A 19,911-nucleotide genomic window follows, 5' to 3' on the forward strand; every position below is an offset into this window, starting at 1 on the left:
TCCTGGTCTTTGTTCATTGCGGTACTTTCGGCGCGAAAAGCAGGAGCATTCCCGGCCATACCACCAGCATCCGAACGTTGTCGCATGCTGTAAAAATTCGCTAACTCCAGACACGCCAACGCGGGAGCAAGCTCCCGCGCGGCGACATCCTACCAGTCACCGCCCAAAGGCAGTCAACCGGCCGACCAACAACTTACTTGTGGTCTTTGACTTCTTCGAACTCAGCATCAACAACGTCGTCAGCCTTTTCAGCCTTTTCGTCTTGCGGTGCTGCGCCTTCAGCTGGCTGAGCCTGTTCGGCGTACATTTTCTGAGCCACTGGCGCGGAGACTTTCGACAGCTCTTCAACCTTGGCGTCGATTGCAGCCTTGTCGTCGCCTTTGACGGCGGCTTCCAGGGCAACTACCGCCGCTTCGATTGCAGTCTTCTCTTCAGCGCTCACTTTGTCGCCAGCGTCAGCGACCATTTTGCGTGTCGAGTGAACCAGTGCATCGCCCTGGTTACGGGCAGCGGCCAGTTCTTCGAACTGGCGATCTGCGTCGACGTTGGCTTCAGCATCGCGAATCATCTGCTGAATCTCTTCCTCGGACAGACCGGAGTTGGCCTTGATCACGATCGACTGAGTCTTGCCGGTGGCCTTGTCTTTGGCGCCTACGTGCAGGATGCCGTTGGCGTCGATGTCGAAGGTCACTTCGATTTGTGGCACGCCACGTGGTGCTGGTGGAATCTCGGCCAGGTCGAACTTGCCCAGGGACTTGTTCTGGGCCGCTTGCTTACGCTCACCTTGCAGCACGTGAATAGTCACAGCGCCCTGGTTGTCGTCGGCAGTCGAGAACACTTGCGATTTCTTGGTAGGAATCGTGGTGTTTTTCTCGATCAGCGCGGTCATCACGCCGCCCATGGTTTCGATACCCAGCGTCAGCGGGCTGACGTCCAGCAGCAGAACGTCTTTCACGTCGCCGGCCAATACCGCGCCCTGGATGGCAGCACCCATGGCAACCGCTTCGTCCGGGTTCACGTCTTTACGAGCTTCTTTACCGAAGAACTCGGTGACCAGCTTCTGAACCAGTGGCATACGGGTCTGACCGCCGACCAGGATCACGTCGTTGATCGCGCCAACGTCGATACCGGAGTCTTTCAGAGCGATGCGGCAAGGTTCGATGGTGCGTTGAACCAGGTCTTCTACCAGCGCTTCGAGCTTGGCGCGGGAGATTTTCACGTTCAAGTGCTTAGGGCCGGTGGCGTCTGCAGTGATGTACGGCAGGTTCACGTCGGTCGAATTGCTCGAAGACAGTTCGATCTTGGCTTTTTCAGCGGCTTCTTTCAGGCGCTGCATGGCCAGCGGGTCACCTTTGAGGTTCATGCCGCTTTCTTTCTTGAATTCGTCGACGAGGTAGTCGATCAGACGAATGTCAAAGTCTTCACCGCCCAGGAACGTATCGCCGTTGGTGGCCAATACTTCGAACTGGTGCTCACCATCGACTTCAGCGATTTCGATCACGGAAACGTCGAAAGTACCGCCGCCCAAGTCGTAAACGATCACGGTGTGATCGCCTTTCGCCTTGTCCATACCGTAAGCCAGAGCGGCTGCGGTTGGTTCGTTGATGATACGTTTAACGTCCAGACCCGCGATGCGGCCGGCGTCTTTGGTCGCCTGGCGCTGGCTGTCGTTGAAGTAGGCCGGAACGGTGATCACCGCTTCGGTCACTGGTTCGCCGAGGTAGTCTTCGGCGGTTTTCTTCATTTTCTTCAGGATTTCAGCCGAGATCTGTGGCGGCGACATTTTCTGGCCGTTCACTTCAACCCATGCGTCGCCGTTGTCAGCCTTGGCGATTTTGTACGGGACCATCTTGATGTCTTTCTGTACGACTTCTTCATCGAACTTACGACCGATCAGACGCTTCACCGCGTAAAGGGTGTTATGCGGATTGGTCACAGCCTGACGCTTGGCCGACTGGCCAACGAGGATTTCACCGTCGTTGGCATACGCGATGATCGACGGCGTGGTACGCGCGCCTTCAGCGTTTTCAATAACTTTGGCTACGCCGTTTTCCAGCACGGAGACGCAGGAGTTGGTAGTCCCCAGGTCGATACCGATAATTTTGCCCATGTTAACTCTCCCGAAACTTTGGATTTGGTTGCCGCAGCAGTGGTGGCTGACTGCGGTAGCACTTAAACGCTTGACTTCTAAATGGGGGCCTTGCGGCTAATTTCAAGCCTGCTCATCAATCGAAGGCGAAACCGGCGAAGGTGCCTTGCTGACCACGACCATGGCCGGGCGCAGCAGGCGACCGTTGAGTTGGTAGCCCTTCTGGAACACCTTGAGCACGCTGTTCGGCTCGACATCGGCGCTTTCTTGCATGGCCATCGCCTGGTGATGAACGGCGTTGAACGGTTCGCCATGCGGATCGATCGCTTCCAACTGATAACGCTTCAGGGTGTCCTGGAACATTTTCAGGGTCAGTTCGATGCCTTCGCGCATTGGGCGGATGCTTTCGTCATCCGGATTGGACAACTCCAGGCCACGCTCCAGGCTGTCGATGATCGGCAGCAGGTCGCCGGCGAATTTTTCCAGCGCGAATTTGTGAGCCTTTTCGACATCCTGCTCGGCGCGACGGCGGACGTTCTGCAGATCAGCCGCTACACGCAAAGCCTGATCATGAGCGCCAGCCAATTGCTCTTCGAGCACTTGTACACGCGCCGCCAGTTCATCACCCGAATCCTGGGCGGCCTGATCGGCGTCGAGATTTTGCGTATCCACTGTCTGTTCGTCAGCCATAGAATTTCTCCTTTCAATATCGTCCGCGAGCTCAACTCGCGCTTCTGCCCAGCTATATGGGGCCGCAAAATTCAGCTTCAAGGGGTTTGCATTGATTAACCCTACAAAAAGCGCTGCATTGTCATTCCCTGATGCGCTAACGATTTCGTCGGATCAAGCAAATCGAGCTAAGACAGGGCATTGTCAGCTGCAAATAAAACACTGTATAAATAACCAGACCTAAAGCCTGGGAGCGGCCTTTATGCTGGTGCATCTGTCCGTACACAACTACGCCATCGTTGAACATCTCGATCTCGAACTCGATCGCGGGATGAGCGTGATCACAGGGGAAACCGGTGCCGGCAAGTCGATCATGCTCGACGCTCTGGGCCTGACCCTGGGTGATCGTGCCGACAGCGGCGTGGTTCGCCCCGGCGCTGACAAGGCCGATATCCTTGCAACTTTCGACCTGATCGACATCCCGGAAGCCAGTACCTGGCTCGCCGAACGCGACCTGGAAAGCGACGGCCCATGCATCCTGCGCCGGGTGATCACCGCTGAAGGTCGTTCACGCGGCTACATCAACGGCACGCCCTGCCCGCTTGGCGATCTCAAGGCTTTGGGCGAATTGCTGATCGATATCCACAGCCAGCATGAACACCAATCCCTGCTCAAGACCGACACCCACCGCCGCCTGCTCGACGAGTACGCCGGCGCCACCGATCTTGCCCGACAGGTTCAACTTGCAGCCCAACGCTGGCGCCAGACCCGCCAGGAGCTGGAACGCCTGTCCAATTCCGGCGATGAGCAGCGCGCTCGCCATCAATTGCTCAGCTATCAACTCGAAGAGCTGGAAAACCTCGGCCTCGGTGAAAACGAACTGGAGCAACTGGAGCAGGAACACAAAAACCTGACCAACGCCGAAACCCTGCTGGGCATCTGCCGTCAAGTAGTCGAGCAATGCAGCGAAAGTGATTCCGGCAATGTGCTGAACGCACTGACCGCCAGCCTCAATCGCTTGTCGAGCGTGAACAATTCGATTGGCGCCCTGGGCGAGGCCAGCAGCCTGCTGACCAGCGCGCAGATTCAAGTAGAAGAAGCCGTCGGTGAACTGAACCGCTTCCTCGACAACTTCGACGCCGACCCGGCGCGCCTGCAATACCTGGAAGAACGCCTCGACGCGATCTACACCCTGGCGCGCAAACATCGCATCCAGCCAACCGAAGTCGCCGAGATGCAGCAAAAGCTACTGGATGAAATCGAAACCCTGAATGCCAATGACGAATCCATCGAACGCCTGAGCGATGAACTGGCGTCCTATGCCCGTCATTATCAAGAGAAGGCGCGAGACTTGAGCGACCTGCGTCATCAAGCCTCAGGCAGCCTGGCCAGCGCCGTGGAACAGGAAATCCAGCGTCTGGGCATGCCCGGCGGGCGCTTCACCATCGAGTTGCGCCCCAATACCAGCAACGAATTGCTGCCCAATGGGCTTGAACAGGTAGAACTGCTGGTCAGTGCCAACCCGGGGCAGCCGATGAAGGCCCTGGCGAAAGTGGCTTCCGGTGGCGAGCTGTCACGCATCAGTCTGGCCATCCAGGTCATCACCGCACAGACCTCCCGGGTTCCAACCCTGGTGTTCGACGAAGTGGACGTGGGTATCGGCGGCCCGACAGCCGAGATCGTCGGCCAGTTGCTGCGCCGGCTCGGGGAGCGTGGACAAGTCTTGACGGTCACTCACCTGCCGCAAGTGGCGGCTCAGGGTCACCAGCATCTATTCGTGCACAAGGTGCGCGGCGAGGATGCCACCCATACGGCGGTGTCCAAGCTGAGCAAAACCCATCGCGTCGAAGAAGTCGCGCGCATGCTGGGGGGTATCGATCTGACGAAAGAATCCCTGGCTCACGCGAAGAAAATGGTCATCACCGCGAAAATTTAAGCGCGGCAGAAAGCACGAAGGCGACCCTGGGGTCGCCTTCGCTCGTTTCGCGAACATCCTGTTCGCGCGACATGCTTACTTTTTCTTGCGTACGTACAGCACGAGATTGTGATCCACCATCTCGAAACCATACTTATCGACGATCGCCTTCTGAAGACGCTCGATTTCTTCGTCGAAGAATTCGATCACTTCACTGGTTTCGACGTTGACCATATGGTCGTGATGCTTGCCGTCGTCCAGTTCGAAGACCGCGTGACCGCCGTCGAAGTTGTGTCGCACCACAAGGCCAGCTGCCTCGAACTGAGTCAGTACACGGTAAACCGTGGCCAGACCGACGTCCTCACCAGCCTCCATCAGCGCCTTGTAGACATCCTCGGCACTCATGTGGCGTTGCTCGGCGGAATCGAGCATTTGCAGAATTTTGACCCGTGGCAGGGTCACTTTGAGGCCGGCTTTTCGTAGTTCGCTATTTTCAACCATGGTCAGCTTTCTCGCGATGCTGCTTCGCAGCTTCTCTTAATGCGGGTATGATCGGCGTTTACGTTGTCCCAGCCAAGATAGTGGAAGTCGCCCACCGATGCAAAACACCAAGCTCTTGCTAACCAGTTTCACCTTCGTGGGACTGCTCGCACTCGCCGGTTGTTCATTCCCCGGGGTTTACAAAATCGACATCCAGCAGGGCAATGTCGTCACGCAGGACATGATAGACCAGTTACGCCCGGGAATGACCCGTCGGCAAGTACGGTTTATCATGGGCAACCCTCTGCTGACCGACACGTTCCATGCCGATCGCTGGGATTACCTGTATAGCCTGCAACCGGGTGGTGGTGAACGCCAACAGGAACGCATAAGCGTTATCTTCAACCCTAATGACCAGCTTGTCAGCCTGTCGGGCGATTTTATGCCTGGCGTGAGCCGCGACGAAGCCATTCTCGGCAAGGAACCCGGCACTACCGTGACCGCTCCTGCGGAAAACACCGAGAAGCCAAAACCGGAAAAACCGGTGAAACCAGGTTCGTTGCTGGACCAGATCCAGAAGGACGTAGACGGTGTAGAAACCGTTCCAGTCCCAAGTCCGGAACCGCTGGACACCACGCCGCAATAATTTGCGACGCAATAAAAAACCCGGCATGTCCGGGTTTTTTATTATCTGGCGATTATCGAATCACTGATTTCGCGCTTTCGCCTCGGCAGCCTTGGCGGCGCGCAAGCGGCGGACCTCTTTCGGATCAGCCAATAATGGCCGGTAGATCTCGATACGATCCCCCGCCCGCACCGTATGAGTGGACGGGTCAGCAATCACCTTGCCGAAGATCCCCACCGGACAACTGGCCAGATCCAACTCAGCAAACTCGATATCTACCCCCGATTTGAGCAAAGCATCCCGAACCGTCGACCCTGCAGGCACTGCCACAGTCAGCAGCACCTGACGATCAACGGCGGCATACACCACCTCAACCTCAATCACCGACTCAACCATGCATCTGCTTGGCGCGCTGACAGAATGCGTCCACCAGCGTATTGGCGGCCTGATTGAACAACGGCCCCAGCGTCGCGCGCACGATTGGCCCGGCATAGTCGAACGACAGGTCCAGGCTGATCTTGCAGGCCTTCTCGCCCAACGGCTTGAACACCCAGACGCCATGCAACTGGGTGAACGGACCTTCCTCGAGGTTCATCTCGATCGAATGTCCGGGCACCAAAGTGTTGCGCGTCACGAAATGCTGGCTCAAGCCACCCTTGGCCACGCCGACGCTGGCGCGCATGTGCTCAGGGGAGCTTTCCAGTACTTCCGCCGCCGAACACCACGGCAGGAACTCCGGATAACGCGCCACATCATTGACCAGGTCATAGAGGGCTTGTGCCGGGTACGGCAACAGGGCCGAGCGTTGAATATGTGTCGTCATGTCAGCGTCACTTCCACAGCTGGGCGGCAAACACTACGAGAATGCCGATGGGCGCCACATAGCGCATCAAGAACAGGGACAGGCTGAACAGCATCGGGCTGTGGATCGACAACTCATCGCGCACCGCTTCACGCCCCATGATCCAGCCTGCAAACACCACGAAACACAAACCGCCGAGTGGCAACATGATTCGCGAGGTGAAGAAATCGATCACACCAAAGAAGTCCAGGCCGCCGGCCGCACCCCATTGATAGAGATGAAACATCCCGCCTTCGTTCACGAAAAACTTGGCTTCCTTCCAGATATTGAAGGAAAACACCGTGCCCAGACCGACGAACCAGCAGATAAAAGCCAGCCAGAAAGTCACCCAGGCACGGCTGATTTTGGTGCGTTCAACCAGGTAAGCCACCATTGGTTCGAGCAATGAAATCGCAGAACTCCAGGCGGCAACCGCCACCAGCACGAAGAACACTACGCCCATCAACTGGCCGAACGCTACGTTACCAAAGGCAAATGGCAGGCTGACAAACATCAGGCCAGGGCCTTCACTCGGGTTAAGACCCGCGGCGAACACAATCGGAAACAATGCCAGACCAGCGACCAGCGAAACGAAGGTATCGAGCAGCGCCACGCCGACCACGGTGCCGGAAATCGACGAGTTCTTCGGCATATAGGCGCCGTAGATCATGATCGAACCGACACCCACGCTCAGCGAAAAGAACGCGTGCCCCATTGCCGGCAGCAGACCATCGAGGACTTTTTCCGGGTGGAAGTCGAACATGAAATGCACGCCTTCCATGAAGTGGCCGGTGGTCATGCTGTAACCCAGCAGCACAATCACCATCACGAACAGCAGCGGCATCATGATGCGCAGGCTGCGCTCAAGCCCGGCGACTACGCCTTTGGCGATCACCACGGCAGACAACAGCATAAAAATCGTGTGCCAAAGTGTCAGGCGCCATGGATCGGCGATCACATTGCCGAAATAAGCACCGACCTGATCCGCCGTCACACCCTGGAAGTCGCCACGGCCCATGTCGATGATGTAATCCAGCGACCAGCCGCCAACGACGCTATAGAAAGACAGGATCAGCAACGCCGTGATCATCCCGGCGAACGCGCCCCAGGACCATTTCCCGGAATGCCCCGCCTCCACTGCCAACACCTTCAAGGCGTTGGCCGGGCTCTGGCGCGCACGGCGCCCGATCAGGGTTTCAGCCAGCATGACCGGCACACCGATCAGGGCGATGCAGGCCAGAAACATGAGCACGAAGGCACCGCCGCCATAGACGCCGACCATGTACGGGAATTTCCAGATACTACCCAGGCCCACGGCCGAACCGGTCGCGGCGAGTATGAAGACCCAGCGGCTAGCCCAACTGCCGTGGACAGAAACCTTGTCTGTCGACATCGTTATCACGCCCAAGCGTTCAAAAAAGAGGCCGCATTGTCCGGGATTCAATCAACCTGCTCAAGCACGTAGCGATACCGTAGCCGACTTGCGTGCAACTCCCTATAATGCCGCCCCTATGGCTAAACAGAAGAAACACCCAACAGGGACCATCGCGCAAAATAAAAAGGCGCGACACGATTACTTCATCGAGCATAAGTTCGAGGCTGGTCTGGTCCTGGCCGGCTGGGAAGTAAAAAGTCTGCGGGCAAGCAAGCTGCAACTGGTTGACAGTTATGTCCTGCTCAAGGATGGCGAAGCCTGGCTGCTCGGCAGCCACATCACGCCGCTGATGACCGCCAGCACGCACGTCATCGCCGATCCGACCCGCACCCGTAAATTGCTGCTCAACCGGCGCGAACTGGAAAAGCTCGCCACCGCCGTGCAGCAAAAAGGTTACGCCTGCGTATGCCTGTCCTGGTACTGGAGCAAGCACATGGTCAAGTGCGAGATCGCTCTGGGCAAGGGCAAGAAGGAATACGACAAGCGTGATACCGAGCGCGAACGCGACGCCGGTCGCGAGTTGCAGCGCGCTGTGCGGAACAAGGGCAAGGAAGATTAGTCTTTCGGCCTGATGATCGTTCCCACGCTCTGCGTGGGAATGCAGCAATGGACGCTCTGCGTCCGCTTTGTGACGGCACTCCCACGCAGAGCGTGGGAACGATCATGACTACATCCCCTTGCGCCGCTCCGCCCGAGCCATGCGCTGCACTTCCTGACGCACTTCTTCCAGCACTTCCTGCACATACAAAATGTGTCGGCTGGAGACTTCCCGCGCTTGCTCCGCCCGCCCTTCGATAATCGCCAGGTACAACTCGCGGTGCTGACTGATCAGCATGTCCCGCGTCTCGGTGCGCTGTTTATACATGCCGCCAATGTTGGTCACCACGTTGCGCTTGAGCAAATCGAACAAGCCGCGAATGGTGTGCAGCAACACCGCGTTGTGACTGGCTTCGGCGATGGCCAGGTGGAATTTTGCATCCGCCGCGCCCTCTTCCACCCGGCTCACTTCATCGTGACGGGTGTAGCAATCCTGTAATTCGTCGAACGCCGCCGTCAGCCGTTCGCGATCCACATCGGTGGCGCGCAACGCCGCGTAATAAGCACAGGACGCTTCCAGCGTATGACGAAACTCCAGCAGATCGCGCTGGGCCTCAGGGTTACTTTCCAGCAGATGCAGCAGCGGGTCGCTGAACGTCGAGCCGAGGGAATCCACCACATAATTGCCGCCGCCCTGGCGACTGACCAGCAAGCCCTTGGCCGCCAGCTTCTGAATCGCTTCGCGCAGCGAAGGGCGTGATACGCCGAACTGCTCGGCCAAGGTGCGTTCCGCCGGCAAGCGCTCGCCGGACTTCAGCGTGCCCTCGAGAATCATCCCTTCGAGCCGCTCGACAATATCGTCAGACAAACGGCGCTGACGAATCTGATCAAACCCCATAACTCAATTCTCCACGATCCCGGCAGCTCGCCGGGCCCTCTATTCTGGCCTATCCGCGCTGCGGCGACACCTACCAGACGGCGCTTGAACGAACAGATCAGATGCGCTCTGCACCGCTTATTCGACAAAAGTTTTAGGGCGGCAAATTGACACACCCCATACAAGGCTTTTACCCTAGCCAACAGCGATTGTAAATTGGTATTACCAATTAACCAAGAACGCTGACAGTGCCTGACCAACAACAATTAGGGGCCACCCCATATGCAAACCTGGCAACAGCTCTACAGCCCGCTCGGCAGTCTCGGCGTATCCGCACTCGCGGCCGCCATCCCCATCGTATTTTTCTTCCTGGCCTTGGCCGTGTTCCGCCTCAAAGGCCACGTGGCCGGCAGCATTACCCTGGCTTTGTCGATTGCCGTGGCGATCTTCGCCTTCCAGATGCCGGTTGATATGGCCTTCGCCGCTGCCGGGTATGGCTTTGCCTACGGCCTGTGGCCGATTGCCTGGATCATTGTGGCGGCGGTGTTCCTCTACAAACTGACGGTCAAGAGTGGTCAGTTCGAAGTGATCCGCAGCTCGGTACTGTCGATTACCGACGACCAACGTCTGCAGGTGTTGCTGATCGGTTTCTGCTTCGGCGCGTTCCTTGAAGGTGCCGCCGGTTTCGGCGCGCCGGTAGCGATTACCGCCGCACTGCTTGTAGGACTGGGTTTCAACCCGCTTTACGCCGCCGGCCTGTGCCTGATTGCCAACACCGCGCCTGTCGCGTTCGGTGCCCTGGGGATTCCGATCATCGTCGCCGGGCAAGTCACTGGTATCGACGCGTTCAAGATCGGCGCCATGACCGGCCGCCAACTGCCGCTGCTGTCGCTGTTCGTGCCGTTCTGGCTGGTGTTCATGATGGACGGCCTGCGCGGCGTTCGGGAAACCTGGCCAGCCGCATTGGTGGCCGGCTTGAGCTTTGCCATCACCCAATATTTCACGTCGAACTTCATCGGCCCGGAACTGCCGGACATCACCTCGGCGCTGGCCAGCCTGGTTTCCCTGACCCTGTTCCTGAAAGTCTGGCAGCCAAAACGCGCCGCCGGCCAACACATCGCCGGTGCCGTGTCGGCCTCCGTGGTGACCGCCAGCGTCGGTGGTTTCGGCCAGAAACGCACCACCGTGGCTTCGCCCTACAGCCTGCTGGAAATTATCAAGGCCTGGTCGCCGTTCCTGATCCTCACCGTGTTGGTCACCATCTGGACCCTGAAACCGTTCAAGGCCATGTTTGCCGCGGGCGGTTCGATGTACAGCTGGGTGTTCAACTTCGCCATCCCCCACCTGGACCAAATGGTGATCAAGGTCGCGCCGATCGTGACCGTTCCGACCGCCATTCCAGCGGTATTCAAACTCGATCCGATTTCCGCGACCGGCACAGCGATTTTCTTCTCGGCACTGATCTCGATGCTGGTGCTGAAGATCAATTTCAAAATTGGTCTTACCACTTTGAAAGAGACCTTCTACGAACTGCGCTGGCCGATTCTGTCCATCGGCATGGTGCTGGCGTTTGCCTTCGTCACCAACTACTCGGGCATGTCCTCGACCATGGCGTTGGTATTGGCAGCGACCGGCGCGGCATTCCCGTTCTTCTCGCCGTTCCTCGGCTGGCTGGGCGTGTTCCTGACCGGTTCCGATACCTCGTCCAACGCGTTGTTCAGCTCGTTGCAAGCGACTACCGCGCACCAGATCGGCGTCAGCGACGTGTTGCTGGTCGCGGCAAATACCAGCGGCGGCGTGACCGGCAAAATGATCTCGCCGCAATCGATCGCCGTGGCCTGCGCCGCAACCGGGCTGGTGGGCAAGGAATCGGATCTGTTCCGCTTCACCCTCAAGCACAGCCTGTTCTTCGCAACAATCGTGGGCCTGATCACCTACGTCCAGGCCTATTGGTTGACCGGCATGCTGGTGCACTAAGGACTACAAGCAGCACCGAAAAAACCGACGCCGGACCACGATTCCGGCGTCAGCTATTCACAACCCGGTCTGTAAGGCTACTGAAAGCTTCTCTCTCTATATTCAGCAGCCTCAACGGACGGATAACCGGGCCCACCCGGAGACACGCCTGATGAGCGAGCTTTTTTACAACGCCGTGCCGAACGCCACCCGCGTCGCCCCGCCACTGCCCGAACCTCGGCAATACCCCAGCGAAAAACCGTCACGGGTCTATCTGTTCGGGACCTGCGTGGTGGATTTGTTCTACCCCGAAGCCGGGATGGACGCGATTCACCTGCTGGAACGCGAAGGCATTCGTGTCGAATACCCGCAAGGGCAAAGTTGCTGCGGGCAACCGGCCTACACCTCGGGGTACACCGAACAGGCCCGGACCGTGGCGCGCTCGCAACTGGCGCTGTTTGCCGGGGATTATCCGGTGGTGGTGCCGTCGGGCTCTTGCGCCGGCATGTTGCGCGAACACTACGCCGACTTGTTCAAGGACGAGCCGGAGACGTTGAAACAGGTTCAGGCCCTGGCGGCTCGAACTTATGAACTGGCGGAGTTCCTGCTGTTTGTCTGCAAGGTGCAGCTCAAGGACAGCGGCACACCGGTGAAAGTGGCGCTGCACACCTCGTGTTCGGCACGCCGCGAGATGAACACCCACCTGCATGGCCGCGAGTTGTTGGCGCAGCTAGGCAACGTGGAACGGGTCGAACACAGCCACGAAAGTGAATGCTGTGGCTTTGGTGGGACTTTCAGCGTCCGTATGCCAGACATTTCCGGCGCGATGGTGGCTGATAAGACCCGGTCGTTGAAGGAATCCGGCGCGCATCAGGTACTCAGTGCCGATTGCGGCTGCTTGATGAACATCAACGGCTCGCTGGAGAAACAGAAGGAAGCGTTGCGCGGCCAACATCTGGCCAGCTTCCTTTGGCTGCGCACCGGGGGTGTTCGATGAACGCTTCCGCGATTATTCCTACGGTTGCCGTGGAAGAGGATTTCAGAACCAGGGCTCACGAGGCTTTGGCTGACACGCAACTGCGAAATAACTTTCGCAGCGCGATGGATTCACTGATGACAAAACGGGCAGCGTCCTTCAGCGATGCCCACGAAAGAGAACATTTGCGAGTGCTGGGCAATGCTGTCCGCGCCCGTGCGTTATCCAAGCTGCCCGACCTGCTCGAGCAACTTGAACAGAACCTGACCCGCAACGGTGTGACAGTGCACTGGGCGGAAACGGTGGACGAGGCCAATGGCATCGTCTTATCGATCATCCGCGCTCACGAGGGGCGGCAAGTGATCAAGGGCAAATCGATGGTCAGCGAAGAAATGGAGATGAATCATTTCCTCGCTGATCAAGGCATTGAATGCCTGGAATCGGACATGGGCGAGTACATCGTCCAGCTCGACCACGAGAAGCCTTCACACATCATTATGCCGGCGATCCACAAGAACGCCGGTCAGGTCGCGTCCTTGTTCCACGACAAACTTGGCGTGGAATACACCAAGGACGTTGACCAACTCATTCAGATCGGTCGCAAAGTCTTGCGACAGAAATTCTTCGAAGCGGACATCGGCGTCTCCGGCGTCAACTTCGCCGTGGCCGAAACCGGCACCCTGCTGCTGGTGGAAAACGAAGGCAACGGGCGCATGACGACTACTGTGCCGCCAGTACACATCGCCGTCACCGGCATCGAAAAAGTCGTTGAAAACTTGCGTGACGTGGTACCGCTGCTGTCGCTGCTGACCCGCTCGGCCCTCGGCCAACCCATCACCACCTACGTCAACATGATCTCCGGCCCGCGCAAGGAGCATGAACTCGACGGCCCACAAGAAGTGCACCTGGTACTGCTCGACAACGGTCGCAGCCAGGCCTTCGCCGACAGCGAATTGCGCCAGACCCTGAACTGCATCCGCTGCGGCGCCTGTATGAATCATTGCCCGGTCTACACCCGAATCGGCGGCCACGCCTATGGGGAGGTTTACCCTGGGCCTATCGGAAAAATCATCACGCCGCACATGGTCGGCCTGGCGAAAGTCCCGGATCATCCGAGTGCGTCGTCGTTGTGCGGTGCCTGCGGTGAAGTCTGCCCGGTAAAAATTCCGATCCCGGCATTGCTGCGACGCCTGCGGGAAGAGAACGTTAAGGCCCCGGACAGCCCGCATCAAGTCATGCGCGGCCAGGGCAGCAAGTATTCGCGCAAGGAACGCTTTATCTGGAATGCCTGGGCGCGGCTCAACAGTTCACCAACGCTGTATCGCCTGTTCGGCTTCTTCGCCACGCGCCTGCGCGCCCTTGCGCCGAGCAACGTCGGCCCCTGGACGCAAAACCACAGCGCACCAAAACCCGCTGCCCGCTCGCTGCATGACCTGGCCCGCGAGCACCTGGCCAAACAGGGAGATCGTTGATGAGCGCCAAGCAGAATATTCTCGGCAAATTACGGAACAGTCTGACCGGCACGACACCGGTGCCTGACGAGTTCGATGTCGAACTGGTGACCGCCCCTTACACCTACACAGCCGAACAACGTATCCCGCAACTGCGCAAACTGATGGAAGCGGTGCACACCGAAATCCATCTGACCTCGTCCGAAGGCTGGCCTGAGTTGTTGGCGCAATTGCTGCGAGATCGTCAGTTGCCGAGCCTGTTGATCGCACCGACGACAGCGCATGGTCAACGTGTCACACAGCACTGGTCGAACAATCCCGACCTGCCAGTGCTCAAATCCTACAACCGCCCGGTAGAAGACTGGAAAGCCGAGCTGTTTAACGACACCCCGGCCAGTCTCACGACTACACTCGGCGCAATCGCCGCGACCGGTAGTCTTATTCTGTGGCCGACGCGGGAAGAACCGCGCTTGATGAGCCTGGTGCCGCCGGTGCATTTCGCCCTGCTCAAGGCCAGTGAAATTCGTGACAACTTCTACCAGGTACAACAAGAGTTCGAGTGGGCCCAAGGCATGCCGACCAATGCCTTGCTGGTGTCCGGCCCGTCGAAGACCGCCGACATCGAACAAGTCCTGGCGTACGGCGCCCACGGTCCGAAAGACCTGGTTGTTCTGATTCTGGAGGACCAATGACGCTACCGGCGGATTTCCTGCGTGATGCGCAGCAACTGATTCCTCACGACCGACGTTTCGACGATCCGCTGTCGACCCTGGCCTTCGGCACCGACGCCAGTTTCTATCGGCTCATTCCGCAACTGGTGATCCGCGTCGAATCCGAAGACGAAGTGGTTGCCCTGCTGAAACTGGCGCAACGGGATCAGGTCCCGGTGACCTTTCGTGCGGCCGGCACCAGCCTGTCCGGACAGGCCATCAGCGATTCGGTATTGATCGTGCTGGGGGATAACTGGAACGGTCGCGAAATCCGGGGCCAAGGTACGCAAATCCGCCTGCAACCCGGCGTGATCGGCGCCCAGGCCAACGCGTGGTTGGCGCCGTTCGGGCGCAAGATCGGCCCGGACCCGGCCTCGATCAATGCCTGCAAAATCGGCGGCATCGTCGCCAACAATGCCAGTGGCATGTGCTGCGGCACGGCGCAAAATACTTATCACACCCTGGCTGGCATCCGTCTAGTGCTGGCCGATGGCAGCCGTCTCGATACCGAAGATGCCGCCAGTGTCGCGGCGTTTCGCCAGAGCCATGGCGATCTGCTGGAGCGCTTGGCAACGTTGGGCCGCGAGACCCGCGCCAATTCCGAATTGGCTGCAAGAATTCGCCACAAATACCGTCTGAAAAATACCACCGGCCTGTCGCTCAACGCCCTGGTGGATTTCGACGAGCCTGTGGATATCTTGAGCCACCTGCTGGTGGGCTCCGAAGGCACCCTCGGCTTCATCAGCGCGGTGACTTATGACACGGTGATCGACCACCCGAACAAAGCCTCGGCGCTGATCGTCTTCCCGGACGTGGAAACCTGCTGCAACGCCGTCACCGTGCTGAAAAGCCAACCGGTGTCGGCTGTGGAACTGCTGGACCGCCGCAGCTTGCGCTCGGTGCAAGACAAACCCGGCATGCCGGCTTTCGTACAGCAACTGTCGAACAATGCCTGCGCCTTGCTGATCGAATCTCGCGCCGCCTCCTCCACTTTGTTACGCGAACAACTGGCGCAGATCATGGCGTCCGTGGCTTCGTTCCCGGTAGAAAAACAAGTCGACTTCACCGAAGACCCGCTGGAAAACGCCCGGCTCTGGGCGATCCGCAAAGACACCTTCCCTGCCGTCGGCGCGGTGCGCAAAACCGGGACCACGGTCATCATCGAAGACGTGACCTTCCCAGTGGAACAACTGGCCATCGGCGTGAATCGTTTGATCGAGTTGTTCGACAAACATCACTACGACGAAGCGATCCTTTTCGGACACGCCCTGGAAGGCAATCTGCACTTCGTCTTCACACAAGGCTTCAACAACCCGGAAGAAGTCGCACGCTATCAGGCGTTCATGGACGACGTGGCGCAACTGGTGGCGGTGGAATTCGGCGGCTCGCTGAAAGCTGAGCACGGCACCGGGCGCAACATGGCGCCCTTCGTCGAACTGGAATGGGGCAGCGATGCCTATCAATTGATGTGGCAGCTCAAACGCCTGCTCGACCCGAACGGCATTCTCAACCCCGACGTGGTGCTCAGCGACGACCCGCAGATTCACCTCAAACACCTGAAGCCGCTGCCCGCTGCCGACGAGATTGTGGATAAGTGCATCGAGTGCGGGTTTTGCGAACCGGTCTGTCCATCGAAAGGACTGACCCTGAGCCCGCGCCAGCGCATCGTTATCTGGCGGGACATTCAGGCGAAGAAACGAGCCGGTGTCGACACCGCTGAACTCGAAGCCGCTTATGAATACCAAGGCATCGATACCTGCGCCGCGACCGGGCTGTGTGCGCAACGTTGCCCTGTAGGAATCAACACCGGCGACCTGGTGAAAAAGCTTCGCAGCCGTAAGGCGACGCACACGAAAACCGCTAATTGGCTGGAAGGAAATTTCGCCACGGCACTGCAAGGTGCGCGCTTCACCCTGCACATAGCCAATGGCGCGCGGATGCTGTTGGGAGCGCCACGTTTGGCCAAGCTGTCGGCGACATTGACGCGGTTGTCCAAAGGCCAGGTCCCACAATGGACCAACGCCATGCCGCAGCCGGAAAAAGCCATTCGCTTCAGCCCGACCGTGTCGGACGAACGCCCGCGGGTGGTGTACCTGGCGGCCTGCGTCTCGCGGGCAATGGGCCCGGCGGCGGGGGATAAAGAGCAAATGTCGCTGTACGACAAAACCCGTGGGCTGCTGGAAAAAGCTGGTTACCAAGTGGTCTTTCCCGACAACCAGGACAACCTCTGCTGCGGCCAGCCGTTCGCCTCCAAAGGCTACGCGGAACAGGCCGAGCACAAACGCCAGGAACTGATCGGCGCGCTGCTGCACGCCAGCCGTGGCGGGCTCGATCCGATCTACTGCGACACCAGCCCCTGCACCTTGCGCCTGGTTCAGGACCTCGGCGAAGTGCGCCTGGACCTGTACGACCCTGTGCGCTTTATCCGCACGCATTTGATGGATCGACTGGATTTCACACCGCAGGATGCGCCCATCGCGGTACACGTTACCTGTAGCACTCAGCATTTGGGCGAGAGCCAGGCGTTGATCGATCTGGCGCGAAAATGCAGCACCAACGTGGTGATTCCGGAAGGCATTCACTGTTGTGGATTTGCCGGTGACAAGGGCTTCACCACACCGGAGCTGAACGCGCATTCGCTGCGCTCGCTCAAGGACGCGGTGCAACATTGCAGCGAGGGGATTTCCACCAGCCGGACGTGTGAGATTGGGCTGACGCAACACGGCGGCATTGACTACCACGGGCTGGTCTATCTGGTGGATCGTGTCACCCAGGCCAAGTCGGCGTGAAGCATTTTCACTAAGCAGAAGGGGCAATTGCGCCCCTTTTTAGTGCCTATTCGCGTATCCGTCGGGTTTTTCATAGCTTCTTTGAAAAAAAACGAATTCCTGTACTCCGTCGTAGTCATTTGTATAAGCCCGGTAGAACAAGGCTTATCACTGACTCGACGTGCCGGCCATTGAGCCCCAGCATCGAGACCAAACGTTCAGGAGATACCCATGAAACGTACCGCACTCGCTGGTCTGTTCATTTCCGCTGCAATGTTGGCCTCTCCCGTATTCGCTGCGGACAACAACCTGTGTACCACCAAGGTACAAGAGCTCAAAGACAAAGTGACCTCACTGCCGGCAACGTCCGAAAACACCAAGATGGAACTCAACAGATTGCTTGCCAGTGCCCAGGCATCTCAAGCTGCCGGCGATGACAAGAAATGTGTCACCGAGGCCACGCAGGCGCTGTCGCGCGCCGACAAACTGTCCAACGAACCGAACCCATAATCTGTCGAGGTCAACCTTCGGGTTGGCCTTCTGAGCTGCGTTGGCGTACACTGCGCATGCCTGTCGCTCACTTTGATTCACCGAGCAACAGGCACGGGGCCGTTTAGGATTCGACGCCGGTCGCGAAACTTTAGGTGCATGCCGAGTTGGTAACAGAACTCGTAAATCCACTGTTGCAACTTCTTATAGTTGCCAATGACGAAACCTACGGCCAGGAATTCTCTCTCGCTGCGTAAGCAGCTTTAGATCCTGAGCTTCTGGTACCTTCGGGTCCAGCAATCACCAGGGGATGTCTGTAAACCCAAAGTGATTGTCATATAGAACAGAATCGCCGTGCAGTACGTTGTGGACGAAGCGGCTAAAACTTACACAACTCGCCCAAAGCACCCTGCCCTTCGGGTCGCTGAGGGTTAACTTAATAGAAACGGCTACGCATGTAGTACCGACAGCGGAGTACTGGCGGACGGGGGTTCAAATCCCCCCGGCTCCACCACTTCATCATCTAAAGACGTCCACGGACGTCTTTTTTTGTGGCTGGAATTCAGTAAATACGGGGATTTCAGGGCTATTGGCTTCCACACAAGCTTTTTGAGTTCCAGGCGTTTTGGTATCCCAATTGGTATCCCGAGCCACTGGTGCTATTTTTGGGATACCAAAACGGTGTCAGAGGTAGCTCTCATGCCTACTAATGCAGCCCGCCTATCAGACCGCCAACTCAAGGCAGTCAAGGCAACAGGAAAAGACTTCGTTCTCACTGACGGCGACGGCCTTCAACTCAGGGTCAGAGCCAGTGGCTCGATGATCTGGAACTTCAACTACCGCGAGCCGGTAACCAAAAGCCGCCTCAACATGGCGCTCGGCCCTTACCCAGCCCTCTCGTTGGCGAATGCCAGAAAGAAAGCTGCTGAGGCACGCGAACTGCTGGCGCAAGGCATCGACCCCAAAGCTCACCGCGATGAGCTAAGGCAGGCCAAGCTGGCAAAAACCGAGCACACATTCGAGAAGGTGGCCACCGCTTGGTTCGAGTTGAAAAAACACTCCGTCACAACGGCCTACGCCGAAGACATCTGGCGCTCACTCACGCTGCATGTTTTCCCCAGCCTCAAAGCCACACCCCTCGCAGACATCACCGCCCCCATGATCATCAAGCTCCTACGCCCGATCGAGGCCAAAGGCAGCCTGGAGACGGTCAAGCGACTTTCCCAACGTCTCAACGAAATCATGGCCTACGGCGTCAACTGCGGACTGATCTTCGCGAACCCGCTCAGCGGCATTCGGGCAGCCTTCAAAAAGCCGCAAAAAGAAAATATGCCGGCACTTCCTCCCGAAGAACTACCCGACCTTATGCTGGCGATTGCCAACGCCAGCATCAAACGCATCACCCGCTGCCTGATCGAATGGCAACTGCACACTATGACCCGCCCTGCCGAGGCTGCCGGGACGACCTGGGCAGAAATAGATTTCAAGAAACGCATCTGGACCATCCCAAAGGAGCGCATGAAAAAACGCCGTGTGCACCCCATCCCCCTAAGCGACCAGACGCTCGCGCTGCTAGAGACACTCAAGCCCTACAGCGGCCACCGGGAACACGTATTTCCGGCCGACCGAAATCCGCGTACCCACGCAAACAGCCAGACCGCAAACATGGCATTAAAGCGTATGGGCTTCCAGGATCGGCTGGTCAGCCACGGCCTGCGATCAATGGCCAGCACCATCCTCAACGAACATGGATGGGACCCGGAGTTGATTGAAGTCGCACTCGCCCATGTCGACAAAGACGAAGTCCGAAGCGCGTACAACCGAGCGGACTACATTGAGCGCCGGCGTCCGATGATGATTTGGTGGAGCGAGTACATTCAAAAAGCCGCCACCGGCAATTTGTCGGTGACGGCCATTCATGAAAACAAAAACGGGAACGTCATCCCGTTTCGTTAATCAGTTCCTGCTGGCGACAGCGCCGACACTGGCGACAACCCACGTATTTAGCGGTCCTTCGTATGGCGACAACGTGGCGACAGTCGCCACCATCTGCAGCGCCCACAAGCTTTTAATGCCCAGCCCCTGAGGGCAGG

17 protein-coding genes and 1 other RNA gene are annotated in these 19,911 nt (G+C 58.2%); 11 read left to right on the forward strand and 7 right to left on the reverse strand.

The window, feature by feature from the left end; translation table 11 throughout:
- Positions 1–193 precede the first annotated feature (193 nt).
- Both dnaK and grpE read right to left on the reverse strand, forming a co-directional pair.
- Positions 194–2,110, reverse strand: coding sequence for a molecular chaperone DnaK (dnaK, locus tag HKK52_RS16305; protein WP_169371662.1), 1,917 nt, complete (start codon positions 2,108–2,110; stop codon positions 194–196).
- A 102-nt stretch (positions 2,111–2,212) separates the two neighbouring features.
- Entirely contained in the window at positions 2,213–2,779 is a 567-nt protein-coding gene (gene grpE, locus HKK52_RS16310; RefSeq protein WP_123405130.1) for a nucleotide exchange factor GrpE, read from the reverse strand.
- A 241-nt stretch (positions 2,780–3,020) separates the two neighbouring features.
- On the opposite strand from grpE, the gene recN reads away from it, so the two are divergent.
- On the forward strand, positions 3,021–4,694 hold the full coding sequence (recN, locus tag HKK52_RS16315; RefSeq protein WP_169371663.1) for a DNA repair protein RecN: 1,674 nt from the start codon (positions 3,021–3,023) through the stop codon (positions 4,692–4,694).
- A 75-nt stretch (positions 4,695–4,769) separates the two neighbouring features.
- On the opposite strand, the gene fur is transcribed toward recN, so the two are convergent.
- A complete protein-coding gene (gene fur, locus HKK52_RS16320) occupies positions 4,770–5,174 on the reverse strand; it encodes a ferric iron uptake transcriptional regulator (RefSeq protein ID WP_003197684.1) in 405 nt (134 codons plus the stop codon).
- A gap of 97 nt (positions 5,175–5,271) precedes the next feature.
- On the opposite strand from fur, the gene HKK52_RS16325 reads away from it, so the two are divergent.
- Positions 5,272–5,799, forward strand: coding sequence for an outer membrane protein assembly factor BamE (locus HKK52_RS16325; protein ID WP_054050068.1), 528 nt, complete (start codon positions 5,272–5,274; stop codon positions 5,797–5,799).
- Between the two features lie 60 nt (positions 5,800–5,859).
- Here HKK52_RS16325 and HKK52_RS16330 read toward each other — a convergent pair whose 3' ends face one another.
- The 3 genes from HKK52_RS16330 to HKK52_RS16340 are packed head-to-tail and all read right to left on the reverse strand — an operon-like array spanning position 5,860 to position 8,012.
- Complete coding sequence (locus HKK52_RS16330; RefSeq protein WP_169371664.1) at positions 5,860–6,174, reverse strand: RnfH family protein; 315 nt, start codon at positions 6,172–6,174, stop codon at positions 5,860–5,862.
- A complete protein-coding gene (locus tag HKK52_RS16335) occupies positions 6,167–6,601 on the reverse strand; it encodes a type II toxin-antitoxin system RatA family toxin (protein ID WP_169371665.1) in 435 nt (144 codons plus the stop codon). The genes HKK52_RS16330 and HKK52_RS16335 overlap by 8 nt, the downstream gene beginning before the upstream one ends.
- A 7-nt stretch (positions 6,602–6,608) precedes the next feature.
- The gene (locus tag HKK52_RS16340) at positions 6,609–8,012 is read right to left on the reverse strand and encodes a sodium-dependent transporter (protein ID WP_169371666.1); all 1,404 of its coding nucleotides are present in this window, start codon (positions 8,010–8,012) and stop codon (positions 6,609–6,611) included.
- A 118-nt stretch (positions 8,013–8,130) separates the two neighbouring features.
- On the opposite strand from HKK52_RS16340, the gene smpB reads away from it, so the two are divergent.
- On the forward strand, positions 8,131–8,613 hold the full coding sequence (gene smpB / locus HKK52_RS16345) for an SsrA-binding protein SmpB (protein ID WP_008149046.1): 483 nt from the start codon (positions 8,131–8,133) through the stop codon (positions 8,611–8,613).
- A gap of 108 nt (positions 8,614–8,721) precedes the next feature.
- On the opposite strand, the gene HKK52_RS16350 is transcribed toward smpB, so the two are convergent.
- Positions 8,722–9,489, reverse strand: coding sequence for an FCD domain-containing protein (locus tag HKK52_RS16350; protein ID WP_169371667.1), 768 nt, complete (start codon positions 9,487–9,489; stop codon positions 8,722–8,724).
- A gap of 261 nt (positions 9,490–9,750) precedes the next feature.
- On the opposite strand from HKK52_RS16350, the gene HKK52_RS16355 reads away from it, so the two are divergent.
- From HKK52_RS16355 to HKK52_RS16390, 8 genes are all read left to right on the forward strand, one after another.
- Positions 9,751–11,445, forward strand: a complete 1,695-nt coding sequence (locus HKK52_RS16355) for a lactate permease LctP family transporter (protein ID WP_169371668.1) — start codon at positions 9,751–9,753, stop codon at positions 11,443–11,445.
- A gap of 151 nt (positions 11,446–11,596) precedes the next feature.
- Positions 11,597–12,421: a (Fe-S)-binding protein gene (locus tag HKK52_RS16360; protein WP_169371669.1), complete on the forward strand. Its 825-nt coding sequence runs from the start codon at positions 11,597–11,599 to the stop codon at positions 12,419–12,421.
- Positions 12,418–13,872 carry a LutB/LldF family L-lactate oxidation iron-sulfur protein gene (locus tag HKK52_RS16365; RefSeq protein WP_169371671.1) on the forward strand — a complete coding sequence of 485 codons (1,455 nt, stop codon included), beginning with the start codon at positions 12,418–12,420 and terminating at the stop codon, positions 13,870–13,872. The genes HKK52_RS16360 and HKK52_RS16365 overlap by 4 nt, the downstream gene beginning before the upstream one ends.
- On the forward strand, positions 13,872–14,543 hold the full coding sequence (locus HKK52_RS16370) for a LutC/YkgG family protein (protein ID WP_169371672.1): 672 nt from the start codon (positions 13,872–13,874) through the stop codon (positions 14,541–14,543). Before HKK52_RS16365 ends, HKK52_RS16370 begins: the two co-directional genes overlap by 1 nt.
- A complete protein-coding gene (locus HKK52_RS16375; protein ID WP_169371673.1) occupies positions 14,540–17,350 on the forward strand; it encodes an FAD-binding and (Fe-S)-binding domain-containing protein in 2,811 nt (936 codons plus the stop codon). Before HKK52_RS16370 ends, HKK52_RS16375 begins: the two co-directional genes overlap by 4 nt.
- Positions 17,351–17,560: 210 nt before the next feature.
- The gene (locus HKK52_RS16380; protein WP_169371675.1) at positions 17,561–17,839 is read left to right on the forward strand and encodes a hypothetical protein; all 279 of its coding nucleotides are present in this window, start codon (positions 17,561–17,563) and stop codon (positions 17,837–17,839) included.
- 95 nt (positions 17,840–17,934) lie between these two features.
- Positions 17,935–18,332: a transfer-messenger RNA gene (gene ssrA / locus HKK52_RS16385) on the forward strand.
- Between the two features lie 185 nt (positions 18,333–18,517).
- Positions 18,518–19,774, forward strand: a complete 1,257-nt coding sequence (locus HKK52_RS16390) for an integrase domain-containing protein (RefSeq protein ID WP_169371676.1) — start codon at positions 18,518–18,520, stop codon at positions 19,772–19,774.
- Positions 19,775–19,911: the final 137 nt, after the last annotated feature.

The sequence above is a fragment of the Pseudomonas sp. ADAK2 genome (assembly GCF_012935755.1).
Lineage (GTDB): Bacteria > Pseudomonadota > Gammaproteobacteria > Pseudomonadales > Pseudomonadaceae > Aquipseudomonas.

Coding starts and splice junctions, on each gene's coding strand:
- dnaK (WP_169371662.1), bottom strand. CDS start 2,110: ATGGGCAAAATTATCGGTATCGACCTGGGGACTACCAACTCCTGCGTC.
- grpE (WP_123405130.1), bottom strand. CDS start 2,779: ATGGCTGACGAACAGACAGTGGATACGCAAAATCTCGACGCCGATCAG.
- recN (WP_169371663.1), top strand. CDS start 3,021: ATGCTGGTGCATCTGTCCGTACACAACTACGCCATCGTTGAACATCTC.
- fur (WP_003197684.1), bottom strand. CDS start 5,174: ATGGTTGAAAATAGCGAACTACGAAAAGCCGGCCTCAAAGTGACCCTG.
- HKK52_RS16325 (WP_054050068.1), top strand. CDS start 5,272: ATGCAAAACACCAAGCTCTTGCTAACCAGTTTCACCTTCGTGGGACTG.
- HKK52_RS16330 (WP_169371664.1), bottom strand. CDS start 6,174: ATGGTTGAGTCGGTGATTGAGGTTGAGGTGGTGTATGCCGCCGTTGAT.
- HKK52_RS16335 (WP_169371665.1), bottom strand. CDS start 6,601: ATGACGACACATATTCAACGCTCGGCCCTGTTGCCGTACCCGGCACAA.
- HKK52_RS16340 (WP_169371666.1), bottom strand. CDS start 8,012: ATGTCGACAGACAAGGTTTCTGTCCACGGCAGTTGGGCTAGCCGCTGG.
- smpB (WP_008149046.1), top strand. CDS start 8,131: ATGGCTAAACAGAAGAAACACCCAACAGGGACCATCGCGCAAAATAAA.
- HKK52_RS16350 (WP_169371667.1), bottom strand. CDS start 9,489: ATGGGGTTTGATCAGATTCGTCAGCGCCGTTTGTCTGACGATATTGTC.
- HKK52_RS16355 (WP_169371668.1), top strand. CDS start 9,751: ATGCAAACCTGGCAACAGCTCTACAGCCCGCTCGGCAGTCTCGGCGTA.
- HKK52_RS16360 (WP_169371669.1), top strand. CDS start 11,597: ATGAGCGAGCTTTTTTACAACGCCGTGCCGAACGCCACCCGCGTCGCC.
- HKK52_RS16365 (WP_169371671.1), top strand. CDS start 12,418: ATGAACGCTTCCGCGATTATTCCTACGGTTGCCGTGGAAGAGGATTTC.
- HKK52_RS16370 (WP_169371672.1), top strand. CDS start 13,872: ATGAGCGCCAAGCAGAATATTCTCGGCAAATTACGGAACAGTCTGACC.
- HKK52_RS16375 (WP_169371673.1), top strand. CDS start 14,540: ATGACGCTACCGGCGGATTTCCTGCGTGATGCGCAGCAACTGATTCCT.
- HKK52_RS16380 (WP_169371675.1), top strand. CDS start 17,561: ATGAAACGTACCGCACTCGCTGGTCTGTTCATTTCCGCTGCAATGTTG.
- HKK52_RS16390 (WP_169371676.1), top strand. CDS start 18,518: ATGCCTACTAATGCAGCCCGCCTATCAGACCGCCAACTCAAGGCAGTC.